Here is a 19,219-nt window from a genome sequence, read left to right as displayed (position 1 = left end):
GGAGTATCATGATGGTAGACACACTTCTCACCAGCATCGATGAACGCGGCGTCGCGACAGTTACCTTGAACCGCGCCGATGTACATAATGCTTTCAATGATGACCTGATCTGGGAACTCAACAACGCCTTCGGCAAGCTTGGTGCCAACGATGATGTACGTGCGATAGTGCTGACGGGTGCAGGGAAAAGCTTCTCGGCAGGCGCTGACCTCAACTGGATGAAGGAAGCCGCGCACTATTCCGAAGAGCAGAACATGCGCGACGCGCTCACACTCTCTGGCATGCTGTCCACGCTCAACAATTGCCCCAAGCCGACAATCGCGATTGTCAATGGCGCCACTTTTGGCGGCGGTGTGGGTCTGGTCTCCTGCTGCGACATCGCCATTGCTGTGGAAGGGGCGAAGTTTTCGCTCTCCGAAGTACGCCTTGGGCTGACCCCTGCGACGATCTCGCCCTATGTAGTGGCCGCAATTGGCGCCCGCGCTGCGCGGCGTTATTTCCTGACGGCAGAACGCTTTGACGCCGACGAAGCCCGGCGTATAGGCCTTGTACATGAAATGGCGCCATCCCTGCAGGATGCCTTCAGTCTCGCGCACGTGTTTCTTAAAAACATCCTCGCTGGCGCCCCTGTCGCTCAGCAGGAAGCCAAGGACCTTATCTCCGCTGTTGCAGAGCGAGAGATTACCGAGGAACTGCGCACCAATACAGCCCACCGGATCGCAGCGCGCCGCGCCAGCGATGAGGGCCGTGAAGGACTGTCAGCCTTTCTGGAGAAACGTAAACCGGTATGGAGTGTTGACGCATGAGCAACCGCATCAAAAAACTGCTGATCGCCAACCGGGGTGAAATTGCCTGCCGGGTTATCTCAACTTGCCAACGCATGGGCATTAAAACCGTCGCTGTCTATTCTGACGCTGATGCAAAGGCCCTGCATGTCGAAATGGCGGACGAAGCCGTCCATATCGGCCCGGCGCAAGCAACAGAGAGCTACCTGAAAGCAGACAAAATCCTGAACGCCTGCAAGGTTACCGGCGCGGACGCCGTGCACCCGGGCTATGGTTTCCTGTCGGAAAACCCTGCATTTGCAGAGGCATGTGAGGAAAACGGCATTATCTTTGTCGGCCCTTCTGCCGCTTCTATGCGCGCTATGGCGCTCAAGGGTGCTGCGAAACAGTTGATGGAAGACGCAGGTGTGCCCGTCGTACCCGGCTATCACGGTGAAGACCAAACGCTGGAGACCCTCACCCGCGAGGCAGAACGCGTGGGCTACCCTGTCCTGATCAAGGCTGTCGCTGGCGGCGGCGGCAAGGGCATGCGCAAGGTGTTTGACGCCAAGGATCTTCCGGCTGCCATTGAAGGTGCCAGGCGCGAGGGTAAAAACTCCTTCGGTAACGAAACGCTCTTGATTGAGAAATATATCCAGAAGCCACGCCATATTGAGCTTCAGGTTTTTGGCGACAGTGAGGGCATAGCCGTTCACCTGTTTGAACGCGACTGTTCCCTTCAGCGTCGCCATCAGAAAGTGGTGGAAGAAGCCCCTGCCCCCGGCATGAGCGTTGAGATGCGAGGTGCGATGGGGGATGCTGCCGTCCGTGCCGCAGAGGCCATCGGCTATCAGGGTGCAGGCACGGTCGAATTTATCGTTGATGTCGCCAATGGCCTTGACGATGCGCCTTTCTTCTTCATGGAAATGAACACCCGCCTGCAGGTGGAACACCCGGTGACCGAGATGATCACCGGGCAAGACCTTGTTGAATGGCAAATCCGCATTGCGGAGGGCAACCCGTTGCCCCTTAGCCAGGACGAAATCGACGTGCTTACCGATGGGCACGCGGTCGAAGTGCGCCTTTACGCGGAAGACCCCTATAATGACTTCCTGCCCGCCACCGGCAGGGTCAGGCTGTTTGACCCATTCGCAGACCCCGGTCCCACGGGCCGTATCGACGCTGGTGTGCGTGCTGGCGATGAGGTTTCCATCCACTATGACCCGATGATCGCGAAGCTGATCGCGTGGGGTGAAGACCGCCAGCAGGCCATCGATGCTCTTCGGAACCTTGTGCAAGAAACCCCGGTAACGGGTTTGAAAACAAACAGGGATTTCCTTTTGGCCGCCTTGTCAGAACAGGACTTTGCCAACGGCGACGTGCACACGGGTTTCATTGAGGAGCATAAAGATACGCTGCTTAAAAAACCTGTCCCGACAAACAGGGATTATGCGGTTGCATCCTTCGCTATAGTGGCGGCCCGACAGGCGCGTGCAGGCGGCGATGATCCATGGGCCATTCTCGACGCTTTCCGCATGAACCTGCCCGCCAGCGAACAGCTATGGTTTGATAAGGGTGAAAACGATGTCCTGACTGTCAAAATGCGGGAGGATGGCACACATCTGACTGCAGAAATTGGCGCTGCAAGCTTCGCGGCCGATATTGTCAGTTTTGCGGACAACGTGTTCACCTATGTGATGGAAGGCCGCCGGGAGCGCCTGTTTGCCGAGGTGGACGATAAACACGTCACCCTTGTCAAGGGCGAAGCCACCCTCACCCTTGCCCGACATGCCCGTGATGGCGGCGGTGATGACGAAGCCGACGGCCCCGGCACCATCCTCGCGCCCATGCCTGGAAAAATCCTTGATGTGAAGGTTGCCGATGGTGACATCGTCGAAAAAGGCCAGCCTCTTCTGGTCATGGAAGCCATGAAGATGGAGCAGACAATCAACGCACCGCGCGACGGCAAAGTCACAGGCCTTGGCCTGAAGGCCGGCGATCAGGTCACCGGCGGTGCTGTGCTGCTGAACATCCAAGATACAGAATAAAAAACACCCCCAGAAGGAACCCCCGAGAATGTTTGAGTTTCCGCATTTAAAGTTTGGCCACGGTGAAGAGATTGAGATGCTGCGCGAAAGCGTGTCACGTTTTGCCCGTGACGAAATCGCCCCACGTGCCGCAGAAATTGACGAGAAAAACCTTTTCCCATCAGACCTTTGGCAAAAAATGGGTGAACTGGGCATTCTCGGCATGACCGCCCCTGAAGAACATGGCGGCGCTGACATGGGCTATCTCGCGCATGTGGTGGCTATGGAAGAAATCAGCCGCGCATCAGCCAGCGTTGGTCTCAGCTACGGCGCACATTCAAACCTGTGTGTCAACCAGATCACCAAAAACGCGAACGCGGTGCAGAAGGCGAAATATCTGCCCAAGCTGATCTCCGGCGAACATGTTGGTGCGCTAGCGATGTCTGAGCCCGGCGCCGGATCCGACGTGGTTTCCATGCGCCTGAGAGCCGAAAAGACCGATGATGGCTTTGTTCTTAACGGCAACAAAATGTGGATCACCAATGGCCCGGACGCCGATGTGCTGGTGGTTTACGCCAAGACGGATATGGATGCCGGCCCGCGCGGTATTACGGCTTTCATTGTTGAAAAAGGTATGAAGGGTTTCTCAACCGCGCAGAAGCTGGACAAACTTGGCATGCGTGGGTCCAACACCTGCGAACTGGTGTTCGAGGACTGTTTTGTGCCCTATGAGAATATCGTTGGAGAGGAAGGCCGCGGCGTAAACGTCCTGATGTCAGGCCTTGACTATGAACGCGTTGTGCTTTCCGGCGGCTCGCTTGGCATTATGCGCGCCTGTCTTGATACGGTTGTGCCCTATGTGCATGAGCGCAGCCAATTCGGCCAAGCCATTGGAACCTTTCAGCTAATGCAAGGTAAGCTTGCCGATATGTATTCCACCTGGGGTGCATCCCGCGCCTATGTTTATGCCGTGGCGGCCGCATGCGATCGGGGAGAAACCACGCGCAAGGACGCCGCTGGCTGTATCCTGTTCGCCAGTGAAAAGGCTACATGGATGGCGGGTGAAGCAATCCAGACACTTGGCGGTAACGGCTATATCAACGAGTATCCGACCGGCCGCCTGTGGCGCGATGCCAAGCTTTACGAGATTGGCGCAGGCACCAGCGAGATCCGCCGTATGCTGATTGGACGTGAACTGTTCAACGAAACAGCCTAACCACGGAAAGCCGTTCCGGCATGCACAAATGTGTGCCTGAATCGGGCGGAAACTGTGCGAAACCTGTGCGGAAAGTGAGCGAAAACCGTGCGGCGCAGATACCACTTTTTCGTGCCATCAGCTGCCGACTCACTCAACCGTAAAATACCGTTATTTATGAATGCGGTATGATACATTTCCTCAACAATCGCTGAAATAACAGCGTGCTCTTCATAAAATTACAAAATTGCGACTTAAAGCTAACGTAAGATTGCAAATCCCGGTGATGTTCGACAGCTCATTGCGCCCTGACTTTGGCATAATCGACGCGAACGGAGGGTGCCGAAACAAGGGGATTTGTGGGAGTTTCCACAACCCGCCTATACAGCATATGCGCAGTGGGGGTATAATCGGCGCTCGCGCCAGACGAGTATGCAAACAAATCCAGCCCGATGGCAAAGCCGGGGGCTAGAGAAAAAGATTGATTTTTTCAAAAAATAAGTCAGTGTTGCTGACATATTTTTCAAGGGTGAAAAACCCAGTGCTGATAACCACGATAAGGGTGTGAAGCGTCATGTCTGAATACGGACCACTAAAATTTCATGTACCTGAACCGCCGGGCCGCCCCGGCGATGCGCCAAACTTTGACGGCATTGTCATTCCTGAAGCCGGCTCAGTACGCCGACCGGATGTCGACTGTCCTGCGGCCGATATGAAGGAATTGGCATCGACCATGATCCGCGTGCTGAACACGGATGGTGAAGCGGTCGGTGAATGGGCAGAAGGGCTGGACGATGATGTCCTGCTCAAGGGCCTCAAGAACATGATCCGCGTGCGGGCGTATGACGAGCGCATGATGACGCTTCAGCGGCAGGGCAAAACATCCTTCTACATGAAGTGTACCGGCGAGGAAGCGATTGCAGTTGGTTTTCGGGCCGCACTGTCAAAAGGCGACATGAACTTCCCGACCTATCGCCAGCAAGGCCTGCTCTTGTCAACCGACTATCCCATGGTTGATATGATCTGCCAGATACTCTCAAATTCGCGCGACCCGCTCAAAGGCCGCCAGTTGCCGATCATGTATTCCTCGAAGGAACATGGCTTTTTCTCAATCTCCGGCAACCTTGGCACACAGTTCATTCAGGCCGTTGGCTGGGCGATGGCAAGCGCGATCAAAGGTGACACCAAGGTGGCGGCGGGTTGGATTGGCGATGGCTCCACAGCCGCGACCGACTTTCATGCCTCGCTCGTCAATGCGTCGGTATACAAGCCGCCCGTTATCCTCAATGTGGTGAATAACCAGTGGGCGATCTCCTCGTTCCGCGGCATCGCGGGCGGCGACCACGCCACCTTTGCCGAGCGCGCGCTTGGCTATGACATCCCTGCCCTGCGCGTGGATGGCAACGACTTCCTCGCAGTATATGCAGCGAGCAAGTGGGCCGTTGACAGGGCCCGCCATGGTTTCGGCCCGACCCTGATTGAATGGGTCACTTACCGCGTTGCTCCGCACTCCACGTCTGACGATCCGAGCCAGTACCGGCCCAAGGAAGAATCCGAAGCCTGGCCGCTTGGCGACCCGATCCTGCGGCTGAAGAACTATCTTGTCGCCCGCAAGCTCTGGAGCGATGAACAACAGGTTCAGGCTGAGGCCGAGTATAACGATGAAATCCGCGCTGCGACCAAAGAAGCCGAGAGCTACGGCGTCATGGGTTCAGGTGCGAGCCCCAAAGACATGTTTGATGATGTTTACAAGGAAATGCCACAGCACCTTCGTGAACAGCGTCAGAAGATGGGAGTATAACCATGCCGCGCATGTCAATGATTGAAGCCATCCGCGATGCGATGGATGTGAAACTTGGCCAGGATGACAATGTGGTCGTCTACGGCGAGGACGTGGGCTATTTCGGCGGCGTATTCCGCTGCACGGCGGGCTTGCAAAAAAAATATGGCACGAACCGTGTCTTCGACAGCCCGATCAACGAAAGCGGCATTGTCGGCACCGCCATCGGCATGGGCGCCTATGGCATCCGGCCCTGTGTCGAGATCCAGTTCGCTGATTATATCTATCCAGCCTATGACCAGATCGTCTCGGAAGCCGCGCGGATACGCTACCGCTCGAACAAGGATTTCACCTGCCCCATCACGATCCGCACGCCCTGCGGCGGCGGCATTTTTGGTGGCCAGACCCATAGCCAGAGCCCGGAATCGCTTTTCACCCACGTCTCTGGCGTGAAGACGGTGATCCCGTCAAACCCTTATGACGCCAAGGGCCTGCTGATCGCTTCGATCGAGGACGACGACCCGGTCATTTTCCTTGAACCAAAGCGCCTGTATAATGGCCCGTTTGACGGCCACCATGACCGCCCGGCCTCCAACTGGTCCAAACACCCGCTGGGTGAGGTGCCGGAAGGCCACTACACGGTGGAGATCGGCAAGGCAAAGGTATTTGCAGAGGGCGATGATGTCACCATCCTCACCTATGGCACCATGGTCTATGTTGCCGAAGCCGCAGTGAAGGAAACCGGCATCAACGCCGAGATTATCGACCTCAGGTCCCTGATGCCGCTGGATATCGACACCGTTGTAAAGTCGGTTGAAAAGACCGGCCGCTGCATGGTGCTGCATGAGGCGACACTGACCTCGGGCTTTGGCGCCGAACTGGCCGCGCAGGTGCAGGAACGCTGTTTCTATCACCTGGAAAGCCCGGTTGTGCGTGTCGCAGGCTGGGATACCCCCTACCCCCACGCTCAGGAATGGGATTATTTCCCCGGACCGGCGCGGGTTGGCAAAGAACTCAAAGCGATGATGGAGGCTTGATCATGGGTGTTTACAAGATACGCATGCCGGATGTCGGCGAAGGCATCACCGAAGCCGAGATCGTCGAATGGAATGTCAAGGTTGGTGACGCGGTTCAGGAAGACGATGTTCTTGCCGCGGTGATGACCGACAAGGCGACGGTTGAGATCCCGTCCCCGGTTGACGGAACGGTTAAGGAAATCCTGGGCGATATCGGCGAAATGACGCCCGTGGGCACCGTGATCATCGCGCTTGAGGTGGAAGGGGAAGGGAACAACATCCCGGACACACCAAAAGCCGAGGAAAAGGCGGAAGAAGCACCCAAGGCTAGCGAAAAAGCCGAAAAAGCGCCAGAGTCCGCGCCTAAAAAGACCGAGGCTTCCAAGCCTGAACCCAAAAAAGCGCCGGTTCCAAAGCCGTCGGCCATGAAGGCCCATACCGGTGCACCGCGCGCCGAAGGCGAAAAACCTCTGGCCTCTCCTGCCGTGCGCAAACGCGCGCTGGATGCAGGCATCAAGCTACAGTATGTGCATGGTACCGGCCCCGCAGGCCGCATCAGCCACGAAGACCTGGATGCCTATATCTCCGGCGACAGCGCACCCGCTGTTGTTGGTTCCGGGCGCAGACCCAATACCGGGGTTACGGAAACCCGCGTGATTGGTCTCAGGCGCAAGATCGCCGAACGCATGCAGGACGCCAAGCGCCGCATCCCCCACATCACCTATGTGGAGGAGGTGGACGTAACCGAGGTTGAAAGCCTGCGCGAACACCTGAATGCCGCCAAGCGCGATGACCAGCCGAAGCTTACCATCCTGCCCTTTATCATGATGGCAATGGTGCGGGCGCTGAAGGTTCAGCCGAAGCTAAGCAGCCACTATGACGACGATGAAGATATGCTCTACACCTACGGTGCAGCACATATCGGCATGGCTGCGCAAACGCCGGGCGGCCTGATGGTGCCGGTTATCAGACACGCGGAAGCCCTTGATATCTGGGGCCTTGCCGACGAGGCCAAACGCCTTGCCAGTGCCGCGCGCGATGGATCTATCAAGCGGGAAGAGCTAACGGGTTCAACCATTACGCTTTCAAGCCTCGGCCGCATGGGAGGCATTGTTTCCACGCCGGTTATCAACAGCCCCGAGGTGGCGATTGTCGGCGTCAACAAGGTTGCCGTGCGTCCGGTGTTCAAAGACGGCGGTTTTGTACCGCGCAAGATCATGAACCTGTCGTCCTCCTTCGATCACCGTATTGTCGACGGTTGGGACGCGGCCGAATATATTCAGGAGATCCGCAATCTCCTTGAAAACCCGGCCATTCTCTTCATGGAGGCGTAAATGTCAGAGACGATTAACTGTAAAGTGCTCGTGCTGGGTGGTGGGCCCGGTGGCTATGTTGCCGCCATCCGTGCCGGCCAGCTTGGCTTCGACACCGTATGTGTTGAAGGCCAGGAACTTGGCGGTACCTGCCTCAATGTAGGCTGTATCCCGTCAAAGGCCATGATTCACGCCGGGGACGAGTTCGAGAAAGTCATGCATTTCACGGGCGAAAACGCGCTTGGGATCTCGCTCGAGAAACCCAAGCTCGATTTCAAGAAAACCGTGGCGTGGAAAGACGGCATTGTGAAGCGCCTCACAGGCGGTATTGGCGGCCTGTTCAAGAAGAACAAGGTCAGGCACGTCGCCGGTTGGGGCACCATGGTTGACGGCAAAACCTGTGAAGTCGCGACCGAAGACGGCACCGTGACCGTCAAAGCGGAGCATGTCATCCTCGCCACCGGTTCCGTGCCGGTAGAGATACCATCCCTGCCCTATGGCGAGAATGTTATCTCCTCCACCGAAGCCCTGTCGCTTGACAAGGTGCCAGGCAAACTGACGGTGATCGGCGGCGGCTACATCGGGCTTGAGCTCGGCATCGCCTACGCAAAGATGGGCGCCAAGGTCACGGTTGTGGAAGCATTGAAACGTGTTCTGGCCCAATATGACAAGGACCTGACCAAACCGGTTGTCGCAAGCCTCAAGAAGCTTGGTGTCAAGGTTTTGACGGAAACCAAGGCCAAGGGCTTGTCGAAAGACGGCAAGTCGCTCGTGGTTGAGACCAAGAATGGCAACGAGGAAGAGATCAAGTCTGACAAGATCCTTGTCACCGTCGGCCGCCGAGCCAAGACGGAAGGCTGGGGCCTTGAAGGCCTTGACCTCACCATGAACGGCCGTGTGGTGGCGATAGACGACAAGTGCCAGACCTCAATGACCGGTGTTTATGCCATTGGTGACCTGACGGGCGAGCCCATGCTGGCACACCGTGCCATGGCACAGGGCGAAATGGTCGCGGAGATCATCGCGGGTAAAAACCGCACGTTCGACAAGGTCTCCATCCCCGCGGTGTGTTTCACCGATCCCGAGATTGTCACCGCAGGCCTGTCGCCAGAACAAGCCACGGAAGCGGGTTATGACATCAAGGTGGACCAGTTCCCCTTCATGGCCAATGGCCGCGCGATGACCATGGAGGCCGAGGACGGCTTTGTGCGCATCGTCGCCCGCAACGACAACCATGTGGTGCTGGGTATTCAGGCGGTTGGCAAAGGCGTATCTGAACTGTCGGCCGCCTTCTCGCTCGCGCTTGAAATGGGCGCACGGCTTGAGGATATCGCCGGTACGATCCATGCCCACCCGACCCAAAGCGAGGGCTTCCAGGAAGCCGCGCTCAAGTCGCTCGGCCACGCGCTGCATATCTAGGCCTGATTACATCAATCCTGATCAAAAGGGCGCTCCTTCCGGGGCGCCCTTTTTGCATGTGCATTATCTTTTGCCATATTGCTGTAACCCCCGGTTTCCGTAACGTCACAGCACATCATGCATGAGAGAAAATTGTGCGTTGGCATGATATTTCTTGTGCCTATTCACAAATTTCAAAACACCCCTGAAAACAGACAGAAGATTGCGAAAATCGCTAAACTTCGAAAGCTCATTTCAAAAGAGAAGTGCCATACTCCGCGCAACTCAAATCCCGCGAGGAACAATGAAAACACGCGGCGGACCTGCTATTATACATAAGCAGACAAGACCGAAGGAGCAGGCGGGAGTTTGAGGTGCGTTCGTAGGGGGCGACGCCCCCGAACGGGACATCAACTTGGAAGGGATCATATAAATGCCCGTATTCGATTCACGCAGCTTCAGAAACCACGAAAACGTTGTCTTCTGTGCTGACGAAGCATCAGGCCTTAAAGCTATCATCGCGGTACATTCGACCGCGCTCGGCCCTGCAACCGGCGGTACCCGTTTTTGGGACTATGCTGCTATTCACCGTCGCTCCGCTCCGATCGATATTGCTGAAACCCGCGGCGAGCAAGATGCTGTCTACGACGTTCTACGCCTGTCGCGCGGCATGTCGTTTAAAAACGCCATGGCCGGCCTGCGCCTCGGCGGCGGCAAGTCCGTTATCATCGGCAACCCCAAGGAACTTGGCACGCCAGAGCTGATGCGCGCTTTCGGCCGCATGATCAACCGCCTTGGCGGTAGCTATTATGCCGCGGAAGACGTGGGCACCAGCCCCGACATGCTGGCAACAGCAGCCGAGACGACCGACTATGTCTGCGGTCTTGACGGCGGCGACTTCGGCACCGGCGACCCGTCGCCGCACACTGCCCTTGGCGTGTTCACCGGCATTCAGGCCTCGGTCAAGCATCGCCTTGGCAAAGACGACCTGAACGGCATACGCGTGGCCGTGCAAGGCCTTGGTCACGTTGGCCAGTTCCTTGTTGACCACTTGCGCGGCGCTGGCGCCAAAGTCATCGTGACCGACATCGTGGACGCGAACATCCAGGCTGTGCTCAGCCGCGGTGAAGCTGAAGTTGTCAGCCCCGACGTCATCCACGCTGTGGATTGTGATGTTTATGCCCCGTGTGCGCTTGGCGGCACATTGAACCCGAAAACCCTGGGTGACATCAAGGCCACGATTATTGCAGGCGCGGCCAATAACCAGCTTGAGACCGAAGGCCGTGAAGACGAACAGTTGCGCCAGCGCGGCATCCTCTATGCGCCTGACTATGTGATTAATGCTGGCGGTATTATTTCTGTCGAATCAGAAGTTTACAAAGAGAAGATGAATGCAGCAGCCCGCGAGGAGAAAGTGCTCCGCATCGGTGAAACGCTGACAAAAATCTTCAAGGCAAGCGACAAGGAAAAGCGCCCGACTGGTGTGATCGCCAACGAGATGGCCGAAAACATCATCCGCAAGGCCAATGAGGCCAAGCTCGCCGCCGCCGCAGAATAAGATACGCACAAAAGAGGCCCCTAGCCTTTCCAAGATAAGCCCTCATGCGACAGCATGGGGGCTTTTCCTTTTTGTGCCGCATGGGTAAAAGAAAACCATGATGCAGGAAGACGTGACAACCGAAACGCTGGCCTCCAACATCCGCGACGCACGCCACGCGCTCGGCTGGAGCGTGGAAGAGCTTGCGGACAAGGCGGACCTTGAAGTTGATCTTGTGCGCAAGATCGAACGAGGTGGCGATTGTTCGGGCCCCTTGCTTTTGCAGCTGTCCCGTGCGCTGGGCATCCCGCCCCAGGTTCTGATGCCCACAAACCCACGCGCTGAAGAGGAAGAGCCGGGGAAAAGCAACAAGTGGCCCACCATCATCGTCACGATACTTTTCTTCATCGTGGCGGTGCGCACCCTGCTTGCGAGCTTCAACCACTAAGCTTTCCGCCAGCTACCGCGCGGCCCATGGCCGTGGTAATCTCCCGCCATCACGCAGGACCGCATCACATGGGTCTGCGTCACACAGGCCTACACCAAACAGCCCCACTCCAAACAGATCACGACACCGGGAGGAATATAATGATCAAACACACACTTGTTGGCGCGGCACTGGCGCTTGCTGTCACGGTCCCCGGCCTCGCAGCGGATGACGAGATCATGGCTATTGACCAGACCTTCGCCGCAATGTCGGCCTCGCACGGCGTTGCCGCCGCCTTCTCGCACTATCTGGCGAATGACGCCGTGAAACTGGACGGCGGATCACACGCCAAGTTCGGCCACGACGTGATTGTGGCAGAGCTTGAAGGCTTGCCAACGGACACAACGCTGGACTGGAAGCCCGAGGACGGAAAAATCGCAGCGTCTGGTGACCTCGCCTACACATGGGGCACCTATGTATTTTCCATGGTGCGGGACGGCCAACGCCGCGAAAGCCACGGCAAATACATCACGATCTGGGAAAAGCGAGATGGCGAATGGAAAGCCATCCTTGATGGCGGAAACACCAGCCCCGGCCCATGGGACGGCAAAGGAAACTGAGCGTATAAAAAGGGCGGCGCCGGAAGCACCGCCCTCTTTCATTCGTTTGTGCCGGCAGGCCTAGAAGTGCTTGCGGATCAACATGCCAAAGGTCCGCGGTGTGTTGGTCCGGAAACCAAGACGCGCACGGCCGCCACGCTCACGGTCGAACGAGAGGTTGGCGTTTTCGTCAAACACATTGTTCACATAGGCCATGAACTCAAGACTTTCCCAATTGATGCCGAAACTCAGGTTCATCGTCTGGTAGCTGTCCAGCTCCAGGTCCAGCGACGTCACCTCGGTCCCCGTCGCGCCGCGATACGGCAGGCCAGAGACAAAGTCACCCGCACCGGCTTCCTGATCGGACGGCTGGGTATAAAGGCTTCCACGGTGCTGGAAGGTTGCGGACAGATACGCCTCCGCATCGTCGCCAGCCACGTCAAACGGGAAGCTGTAGGTCGCGGTTGCACCGAAGTTGACCTTTGGCACAGACGCGAGGCGGTTGCCCTCACGCACGCCACCAAGAACCGCGCCGATGCTGTCGTTCACCGTTGAATCAAACTCTGATTCAAGCAGGCTACCAGCAAAGGAGAGGTCAAGACCTTCAAAAGGTCGCGCCTTGAACTCAAGTTCGACACCCTGTGTGTGAGCCTTGGGCACGTTGAACGAAATACGCGACGAACAGGACCCCGCGTCAAGCGTAACCTGCAGGTTCGAGATGTCGGTGTAGAAAGCAGCCGCGTTCAGGCTGAACTTGCTGCCCTGCACCTTTACGCCCGCTTCGTAGTTCCAAAGCGTCTCGTCATCATAGTCCTGGAAGCCACCAAAGATTTCGAGGTCATCCGCGTTACAGAGTGCGGTGTTCAACGGGTCGTTCACACCACCGAGACGAAAGCCCTTGGAGACCTGCGCGTTGATGGTGACATTGTCGCTGGCGCGGTAGCTGGCGAGGAAACGCGGCGTAAAGCCGTTGGATGCCGTCTCGTCCACCTGATCCACAACGCCGTTACCAAAGAGGCCAACCTGGGTCACGCTGCGCTCTTCCTTATAGTCATAGTAACGGCCACCAGCTGTCAGCTCCAGCCGGTCGGTGACATCATAGGTCAACTCGCCAAAAATTGCGATCTGCTCAAGCGTGTATGGCAGTTCGGAATAAAACGGTGAGTCCACCGGCGCCACACCCGCGCGCGTTGCTTCTGCGGTGCCGGCACCCAACACGGCGTCCGTGTAGGCGTCATACCCCGGCGTTGGCAGATATTGCTGATAGTAGCGGTCGGTATTGGCATAGAAACCACCGATAATCCACTGCAGCGCGCCGTCACCATTGGAGCTGAGACGAACTTCCTGTGTGAACTGTTCCACAGCCGTCGTATCCCGCAGGTTGGACGGCAGGTTGATCGCAGCTGCCGGGTACCCAAGGTCGATGGACACACTGCCCGTCAGCGCGCTTGCATCGCGGCTCACGAGAATGTCACGATCAGTATAGCTGGTGATGGAAGTCACATCAAAACCGTCAAAGCTGATCTCACCGGTAAGGTCGGCGATCAGCGTTTCATCCTTGAAGCCCTCACGCAGTTTCAGGAACTGCTCGCGGCCTTCAAAGGTGGTTGGCTCGTCCATATATGGGTTGGCGTAGACGTTATAAACCTCTTGCCGGTTGAACCCATCCATATCGATTTCCTGATAGATCACCCGCGGGGTGATGGTCAGGGTATCGCTTGGTTTGAATGTAAAGGCAACCCGGCCGCCCGTGCGACTGCCGCTGTTCACATTCTCCGTGATATTTCCGCTGGGGCGGTGTGCATCGATAAAGCCCGCGTATTCAGTATGATACGCAACAACGCGTACTGCCGATGTGCCGTCAGAGATTGGCAGGTTTGCCATGGCCTTGATATGGCCGCCTGTACCACCCCCGGAAACCGTGTTCAGGTCACCTTCCACATTGCCTTCGAATTCTTCCACATTGGGCTGGTTCGTGATGTAACGGATAGTACCGCCCACAGAACCGGAACCAAAGAGCGTGCCCTGCGGGCCCCGCAGTGTTTCAACGCGGTTGAGGTCATAAAGGTCAAGATCAGGCGTGAACAGCGATAGCGAGATCACAGATTCGTCCAGATACACCCCAACCTGTTCCTTCACACCGGGCTGGTCGCGAACTACCTGCCCGGCCGACACACCGCGGATGGAAACCTGGCTTTGGCCCGGCCCGAGGTTCTGGATCATCAACCCCGCAACGTTGCGGGAGAGGTCTTCAAGGCTTTTAGCGCCTGAGCGGCGAATGTCAGCCTCGGTCTGTGCATTGATGGAAAACGGTACGTCCTGGATGGAGGAAGCGCGTTTGGTGGCCGTCACAACGATTTCCTCAAACCCGAAATCCTTGCTGTCCTGCGCCGTATCCTGTGCGGTTGCCGGAACTGCGAGAGCCCCGCCAAGCGCAAGCGCAAGCACGGACACACCCGTACGCGGGCGCGCGTATTTTTTTGTCATGATTAAACCCTTCCCTAGGTTTGTTTCTTCCCACTTTAAACAAATTGCGTCGGCTTTTTTTTAGCAACGCAAGCGACCGGTACCTTTGGTTTCCGGTCAGCGTAGCTGAGACGAATAAACGGCATGTTTTGGGAACGGTTTTTGACGGAAAATACAATGACAGCGCTGACAAAACGCTATTTAAAACAATTCACTAAGAAAAGCGCATAGAGAGATGCATTCAGACAGGAAAAAACTTTATTGGGAGAAAATTTTTCTCAATAAAAAGGGGTTGTCACCACGCGACAACCCCAGGCCCAGCCCATTTATTATTTTTGTATTAGCTCGCAGCTTTAGCGAGACGCCCACCCGCCTTTGCGTAAGCCTGCGTACCATTGTTATGAACTTTATCTTCCTCAAGGACGGTATCCGCAGGATAAATGCTTTTGTCTGCTTCCAGTTCGTCATAAATCGGCCCGAAGTCCTGATATGTTGCCTCGAGAAGCTCTTCAAAGCTATCAATCACCCAGTAGGTCTGCTGGAAGTCGTCAATGCGGTAGTCCGTCTTCATCAAACGCACGAGATCAAAATGAATGCGGTTGGGGCTATTGTCTTCAAGGCAGAAGATGCTCTCTGATTTTGAGCTGACGATGCCCGCGCCATAAATGCGCATGCCTTTTGGTGTGTTGATCATGCCAAACTCAACCGTATACCAGTAAAGCCGGGCCAGGTTTTTCAGCACACCACGCCCCATCGCGCGCTGGCCGCCCTTGCCGTACGCCTCCATATAGTCTGCGAACACCGGGTTCGCGAGCATAGGCACATGGCCAAACACATCATGGAACACGTCCGGTTCCTGAAGGTAATCGAGTTGCGCTTCGCTGCGGATGAAGTTGCCCGCCGGGAACCTGCGGTTTGCAAGGTGATCAAAGAACACCTCATCTGGCACCAGGTCAGGCACAGCTACTACTGTCCAGCCAGTGCGTTCCATCAGTTTTTTGGACAAATCCTCAAACTTCGGTATACCGCCATCCGAAAGTTTCAACAGATGCAGGCCATCCATGAATTCATCGCATGCGCGGCCCTCAAGCATCTCCGCCTGGCGAGCATAAAGCCGGTCCCAGCGGTCATGCTCTTCGTCGGTAAAATGCTCCCAGTTCTGGTCAACGGTATAATCCTCGTTAACCTCTACTTCCCGACCAAGTCTCGTCTTAATTTTCATGACTTACTCTCCGATACATATAGCTTGAACCACGCTTCAGCTTTTGGGGGTGTCCGGCTGGTTTTCCGGTGCGGCGGCAATGAAGGGTTCAAGTTTGTTGCAAGCTGCATCAATGCGAACAAGCGTTGGAAAAGTGCTTGTATCCACGTCAAAGCGCCGGGCATTCCACATCTGTGGCGCAAGATAGATATCAGCCATGCCCGGTTTGTCACCGAAGCAGAATTTTCCCGTATGGGGGCTTGCACTGACAATTTTTTCCAGCGCTGTGAAGCCCTCGACAATCCAGTCACCATACCACTTTTTAGTGGCCGCATCATCAGCACCAAACTCGGCCTTCAGCTTCTGTAGCACAGACAGGTTATTGAGCGGATGGATGTCACAGGCGATCAGGCTGGATAGCTGCCGCACATAGGCCCGGTCCACGGCACCTTCCGGTAACAGCTTTGTGGCGGGATAGACTTCATCCAGATATTCAAGGATGGCGGGGGACTGCGACAGTTTCACCTCGCCATCGACAAAGTAAGGTACCCTGCCCTGCGGGTTGAGCCTGCGGTAAGCGTCCGACTTCTGCTCGCTGACGCCGGGCACAAGGTTGACAGCCTCGTATTTATACTCAAGCCCCTTGAGCGCAAGGGCAATGCGCACGCGATACGCGGCTGACGACCGGAAATAACCAAAAAGTGTGCGCACGGCCTGCTCCTTACGCTTTCTCGACCACCTGATCGATGGCACCAAAGATAGAGGCACCATCTTTGTCGAGCATTTCGATGCGGATAGTGTCACCAAATTTCATGAAGCTTGTTTTTGGTGCGCCGTGTTCGATGGTTTCGATCATGCGGATTTCAGCGATACAACTGTACCCAACACCGCCTTCGGCCACGGGCTTACCCGGTCCGCCATCAAGTTTGTTTGATACCGTGCCCGAACCAATGATGGCACCAGCCCCCAGCGGACGGCTTTTCGCTGCATGCGAAATGAGTTTGGCAAAATTGAACGTCATGTCCACACCGGCCTCGGGCTTGCCGAACAAGTCACCGTTATAGCGGGACAACAGCGGCAGGTGCACCTTGCTACCCTCCCAAGCACCACCCAGTTCGTCCGGTGTAATGCACACAGGGCTGAAAGCGCTTGACGGTTTCGACTGGAAGAAACCGAAGCCTTTGCCAAGCTCGCCCGGAATAAGACCACGGAGCGATACATCGTTCACCAGCATCAGCAGCTTGATGTGCTTGCCAGCTTCTTCGGTTTTCACGCCCATCGGTACGTCATCGGTAATAACCGCAATCTCGGCCTCGAAGTCGATGCCCCAGCCGTCATCCTGTGGCATTTTCACCGGCTCGTGCGGCGCAAGGAAAGCGTCAGAGCCGCCCTGATACATCAGCGGATCGGTCCAGAAGGTTTCTGGCATTTCAGCGTTTCGCGCCTTGCGCACCAGTTCAACGTGGTTCACATAGGCCGAGCCATCAGCCCACTGGTAGGCGCGCGGCAGGGGTGACGCACAGTCGGCCTCGTTAAACGCGTCGCCTTTCACGGCGCCTGAATTGAGCGATTCGTAGAGCGCGCGCAAGCGCGGCAGCACAGATGCCCAGTCATCAAGTGCCGCCTGCATAGTTGGCGCTATTTTCTCCGCCGCCGTCATGCGCTTAAGGTCTTTCGAGACTACAACAAGCTTGCCGTCGCGGCCATGTTTTAGGGATGCCAGTTTCATACGTACCTATCCTGAATTTCTTAAGTTTATTGTGTGAGGTGCTGGCGGCTCGTCAGTCGCCAATGCTCTCAAACTCACCCTCACCATGAAGCCATGCCGCATGTTTGGGTGCTTTTTTGGTTTTTGACCATTCTTCGATCATATCGGGTGCGATCCGTTTCAGTTCCGCAAGCATGCCCGGCTTCGCCGTATTGGCTGCAAGTTCCAGGCGATGCCCGTTCGGGTCGAAGAAATAGATCGACTTGAAGATGGTATGGTCGGTCGGCCCCAGGACTTCAACACCCGCCGCTTCCAGGCTTGCCTTCGCTTCATGGAGCGCGTCCATGTCAGCCACTTCAAAGGCGATATGCTGAACCCACTCTGGCGTGTTGCCGTCACGACCCATCTCAGGCTGGTTTGGCAGTTCAAAGAAAGCCAGCACGTTGCCATTCCCCGCATCGAGAAAGATGTGCATATAAGGGTCAAACGCACCAGTGGAAGGCACATGGTCTTCCGCAATCGCAAGCTGGAAGTCCATGTTCAGGTGCTTCTGGTAAAACTCGATCGTCTCTTTGGCGTCTTTACAGCGATACGCCACGTGGTGAATACGCTCTAACTTCATGGCATTGCCTCCGGTTACACGGGGATTGCGCGATGGTGGGACTGCGGGTGCAGCCCCGTCCAGGCTTATGCAGCGTTGTCGTCAACCTTGAGGGCGCCACGACGGATCTGGTCACGTTCCATCGATTCGAACAGCGCCTTGAAGTTGCCTTCGCCGAAGCCTTCATCTTTCTTACGCTGGATAAACTCGAAAAAGATCGGACCAACCTGGGTTTCAGAGAAAATCTGCAACAGCAGGCGATTATCGCCCTCTTCCGTGGAGCCATCAAGCAGAATACCGCGCTTTTTCAGTTCGCCGACCGGCTCGCCGTGGCCCGGCAGACGCTCTTCCAGCATTTCATAGTATGTCTCGGGCGGAGCGGTCATGAACGGCACACCCTTTTCTTTCAGGCGGTCCCAGCACTCCAGCAGATTATCGCAAGAAAAGGCGATATGCTGGATACCTTCGCCGTTGTAGGCCATCAGATATTCTTCAATCTGGCCGCTCCCGCCGGCAGATTCCTCGTTAAGCGGGATGCGGATCAAGCCGTCCGGCGCGGTCATCGCACGGGATGTCAGGCCCGTGTATTCGCCCTTGATGTCGAAATAGCGGATTTCGCGGAAATTGAAGAAGCTCTCATAGAATTTCGCCCAGTAATCCATGCGACCGCGATACACATTGTGGGTCAGGTGGTCGATAACGTTGAAACCACAACCCTCGGGGCGATGGTCGACACCTTCAAGCCATTCGAAGTCGATATCATAGATGCTTTCACCGTCCTTGAAACGGTCGATGAGGTAAAGCGATGCCCCGCCGATACCCTTGATCGCCGGCAGGCGAAGTTCCATCGGGCCGGTTTGTGTGTCAATTGGCTGTGCACCCTTCCCCAGCGCCAGCTTATAGGCCTTTTGGGCGTCTTTCACCCGGAAAGCCATGCCACACGCCGATGGACCATGCTCTTCACCATAGTAGAAGGCCGGGCAATTTTTTTCATAGTTGGTAATGAAATTGATATCGCCCTGACGCCACAGTTCCACGTCTTTCGAACGGTGGCGTGCCACCTTGGTAAAACCAAGTGTTTCAAAAGTGTCCTCAAGAAGGCCCTTTTCGGGTGCGGTAAATTCGACAAACTCAAAACCACACAGGCCCATTGGGTTTTCAAAGAGATCGGCCATGTTCAATCACTC

Annotated in this window: 16 protein-coding genes; 10 read left to right on the top strand and 6 right to left on the bottom strand. The window is 56.2% G+C overall.

The features are described 5' to 3' along the window. Positions 1-11: 11 nt before the first annotated feature. From OEU85_RS01370 to OEU85_RS01325, 10 genes are all read left to right on the top strand, one after another. Positions 12-806: an enoyl-CoA hydratase/isomerase family protein gene (locus OEU85_RS01370; protein WP_394805373.1), complete on the top strand. Its 795-nt coding sequence runs from the start codon at positions 12-14 to the stop codon at positions 804-806. Continuing rightward, the gene (locus OEU85_RS01365; protein ID WP_262689640.1) at positions 803-2,812 is read left to right on the top strand and encodes an acetyl/propionyl/methylcrotonyl-CoA carboxylase subunit alpha; all 2,010 of its coding nucleotides are present in this window, start codon (positions 803-805) and stop codon (positions 2,810-2,812) included. The genes OEU85_RS01370 and OEU85_RS01365 overlap by 4 nt, the downstream gene beginning before the upstream one ends. A 28-nt stretch (positions 2,813-2,840) precedes the next feature. Beyond that, positions 2,841-4,007: an isovaleryl-CoA dehydrogenase gene (locus OEU85_RS01360; protein WP_262689639.1), complete on the top strand. Its 1,167-nt coding sequence runs from the start codon at positions 2,841-2,843 to the stop codon at positions 4,005-4,007. A gap of 553 nt (positions 4,008-4,560) precedes the next feature. After that, positions 4,561-5,787: a 3-methyl-2-oxobutanoate dehydrogenase (2-methylpropanoyl-transferring) subunit alpha gene (locus tag OEU85_RS01355; protein WP_262689638.1), complete on the top strand. Its 1,227-nt coding sequence runs from the start codon at positions 4,561-4,563 to the stop codon at positions 5,785-5,787. A gap of 2 nt (positions 5,788-5,789) precedes the next feature. Continuing rightward, positions 5,790-6,803: an alpha-ketoacid dehydrogenase subunit beta gene (locus tag OEU85_RS01350; RefSeq protein ID WP_262689637.1), complete on the top strand. Its 1,014-nt coding sequence runs from the start codon at positions 5,790-5,792 to the stop codon at positions 6,801-6,803. A 2-nt stretch (positions 6,804-6,805) separates the two neighbouring features. Beyond that, complete coding sequence (locus OEU85_RS01345) at positions 6,806-8,116, top strand: dihydrolipoamide acetyltransferase family protein (protein WP_262689636.1); 1,311 nt, start codon at positions 6,806-6,808, stop codon at positions 8,114-8,116. Continuing rightward, positions 8,117-9,514 (top strand): dihydrolipoyl dehydrogenase, encoded by a 1,398-nt coding sequence (lpdA, locus tag OEU85_RS01340; protein WP_262689635.1) that lies wholly within the window; start codon positions 8,117-8,119, stop codon positions 9,512-9,514. Between the two features lie 412 nt (positions 9,515-9,926). Further along, a complete protein-coding gene (locus OEU85_RS01335) occupies positions 9,927-11,051 on the top strand; it encodes a Glu/Leu/Phe/Val family dehydrogenase (RefSeq protein WP_262689634.1) in 1,125 nt (374 codons plus the stop codon). A 97-nt stretch (positions 11,052-11,148) separates the two neighbouring features. Beyond that, a complete protein-coding gene (locus tag OEU85_RS01330) occupies positions 11,149-11,478 on the top strand; it encodes a helix-turn-helix domain-containing protein (RefSeq protein WP_262689633.1) in 330 nt (109 codons plus the stop codon). A gap of 140 nt (positions 11,479-11,618) precedes the next feature. After that, on the top strand, positions 11,619-12,077 hold the full coding sequence (locus OEU85_RS01325; protein ID WP_262689632.1) for a YybH family protein: 459 nt from the start codon (positions 11,619-11,621) through the stop codon (positions 12,075-12,077). Between the two features lie 60 nt (positions 12,078-12,137). Here the strand turns inward: OEU85_RS01325 and OEU85_RS01320 are convergent, their stop codons facing one another. The 6 genes from OEU85_RS01320 to hppD form a co-directional block, all read right to left on the bottom strand. Next, a complete protein-coding gene (locus OEU85_RS01320; RefSeq protein ID WP_262689631.1) occupies positions 12,138-14,543 on the bottom strand; it encodes a TonB-dependent receptor in 2,406 nt (801 codons plus the stop codon). A 319-nt stretch (positions 14,544-14,862) separates the two neighbouring features. After that, the gene (gene phhA / locus OEU85_RS01315; RefSeq protein ID WP_262689630.1) at positions 14,863-15,744 is read right to left on the bottom strand and encodes a phenylalanine 4-monooxygenase; all 882 of its coding nucleotides are present in this window, start codon (positions 15,742-15,744) and stop codon (positions 14,863-14,865) included. Positions 15,745-15,780: 36 nt separating this feature from the next. Further along, entirely contained in the window at positions 15,781-16,434 is a 654-nt protein-coding gene (maiA, locus tag OEU85_RS01310) for a maleylacetoacetate isomerase (protein ID WP_262689629.1), read from the bottom strand. A 10-nt stretch (positions 16,435-16,444) separates the two neighbouring features. Then, positions 16,445-17,452, bottom strand: a complete 1,008-nt coding sequence (locus tag OEU85_RS01305; protein WP_262689628.1) for a fumarylacetoacetate hydrolase family protein — start codon at positions 17,450-17,452, stop codon at positions 16,445-16,447. A 52-nt stretch (positions 17,453-17,504) separates the two neighbouring features. Beyond that, complete coding sequence (locus tag OEU85_RS01300; RefSeq protein ID WP_262689627.1) at positions 17,505-18,053, bottom strand: VOC family protein; 549 nt, start codon at positions 18,051-18,053, stop codon at positions 17,505-17,507. Between the two features lie 65 nt (positions 18,054-18,118). Further along, on the bottom strand, positions 18,119-19,207 hold the full coding sequence (gene hppD / locus OEU85_RS01295; RefSeq protein ID WP_262689626.1) for a 4-hydroxyphenylpyruvate dioxygenase: 1,089 nt from the start codon (positions 19,205-19,207) through the stop codon (positions 18,119-18,121). Positions 19,208-19,219 lie beyond the last annotated feature (12 nt).

This window comes from Kordiimonas aestuarii, assembly GCF_025574465.1.
Taxonomy (GTDB): Bacteria; Pseudomonadota; Alphaproteobacteria; order Sphingomonadales; family Kordiimonadaceae; genus Kordiimonas; species Kordiimonas aestuarii.
The sequence above is the reverse complement of the archived record's forward strand: the minus strand, read 5'-3'. Positions and strand labels throughout refer to the sequence as shown.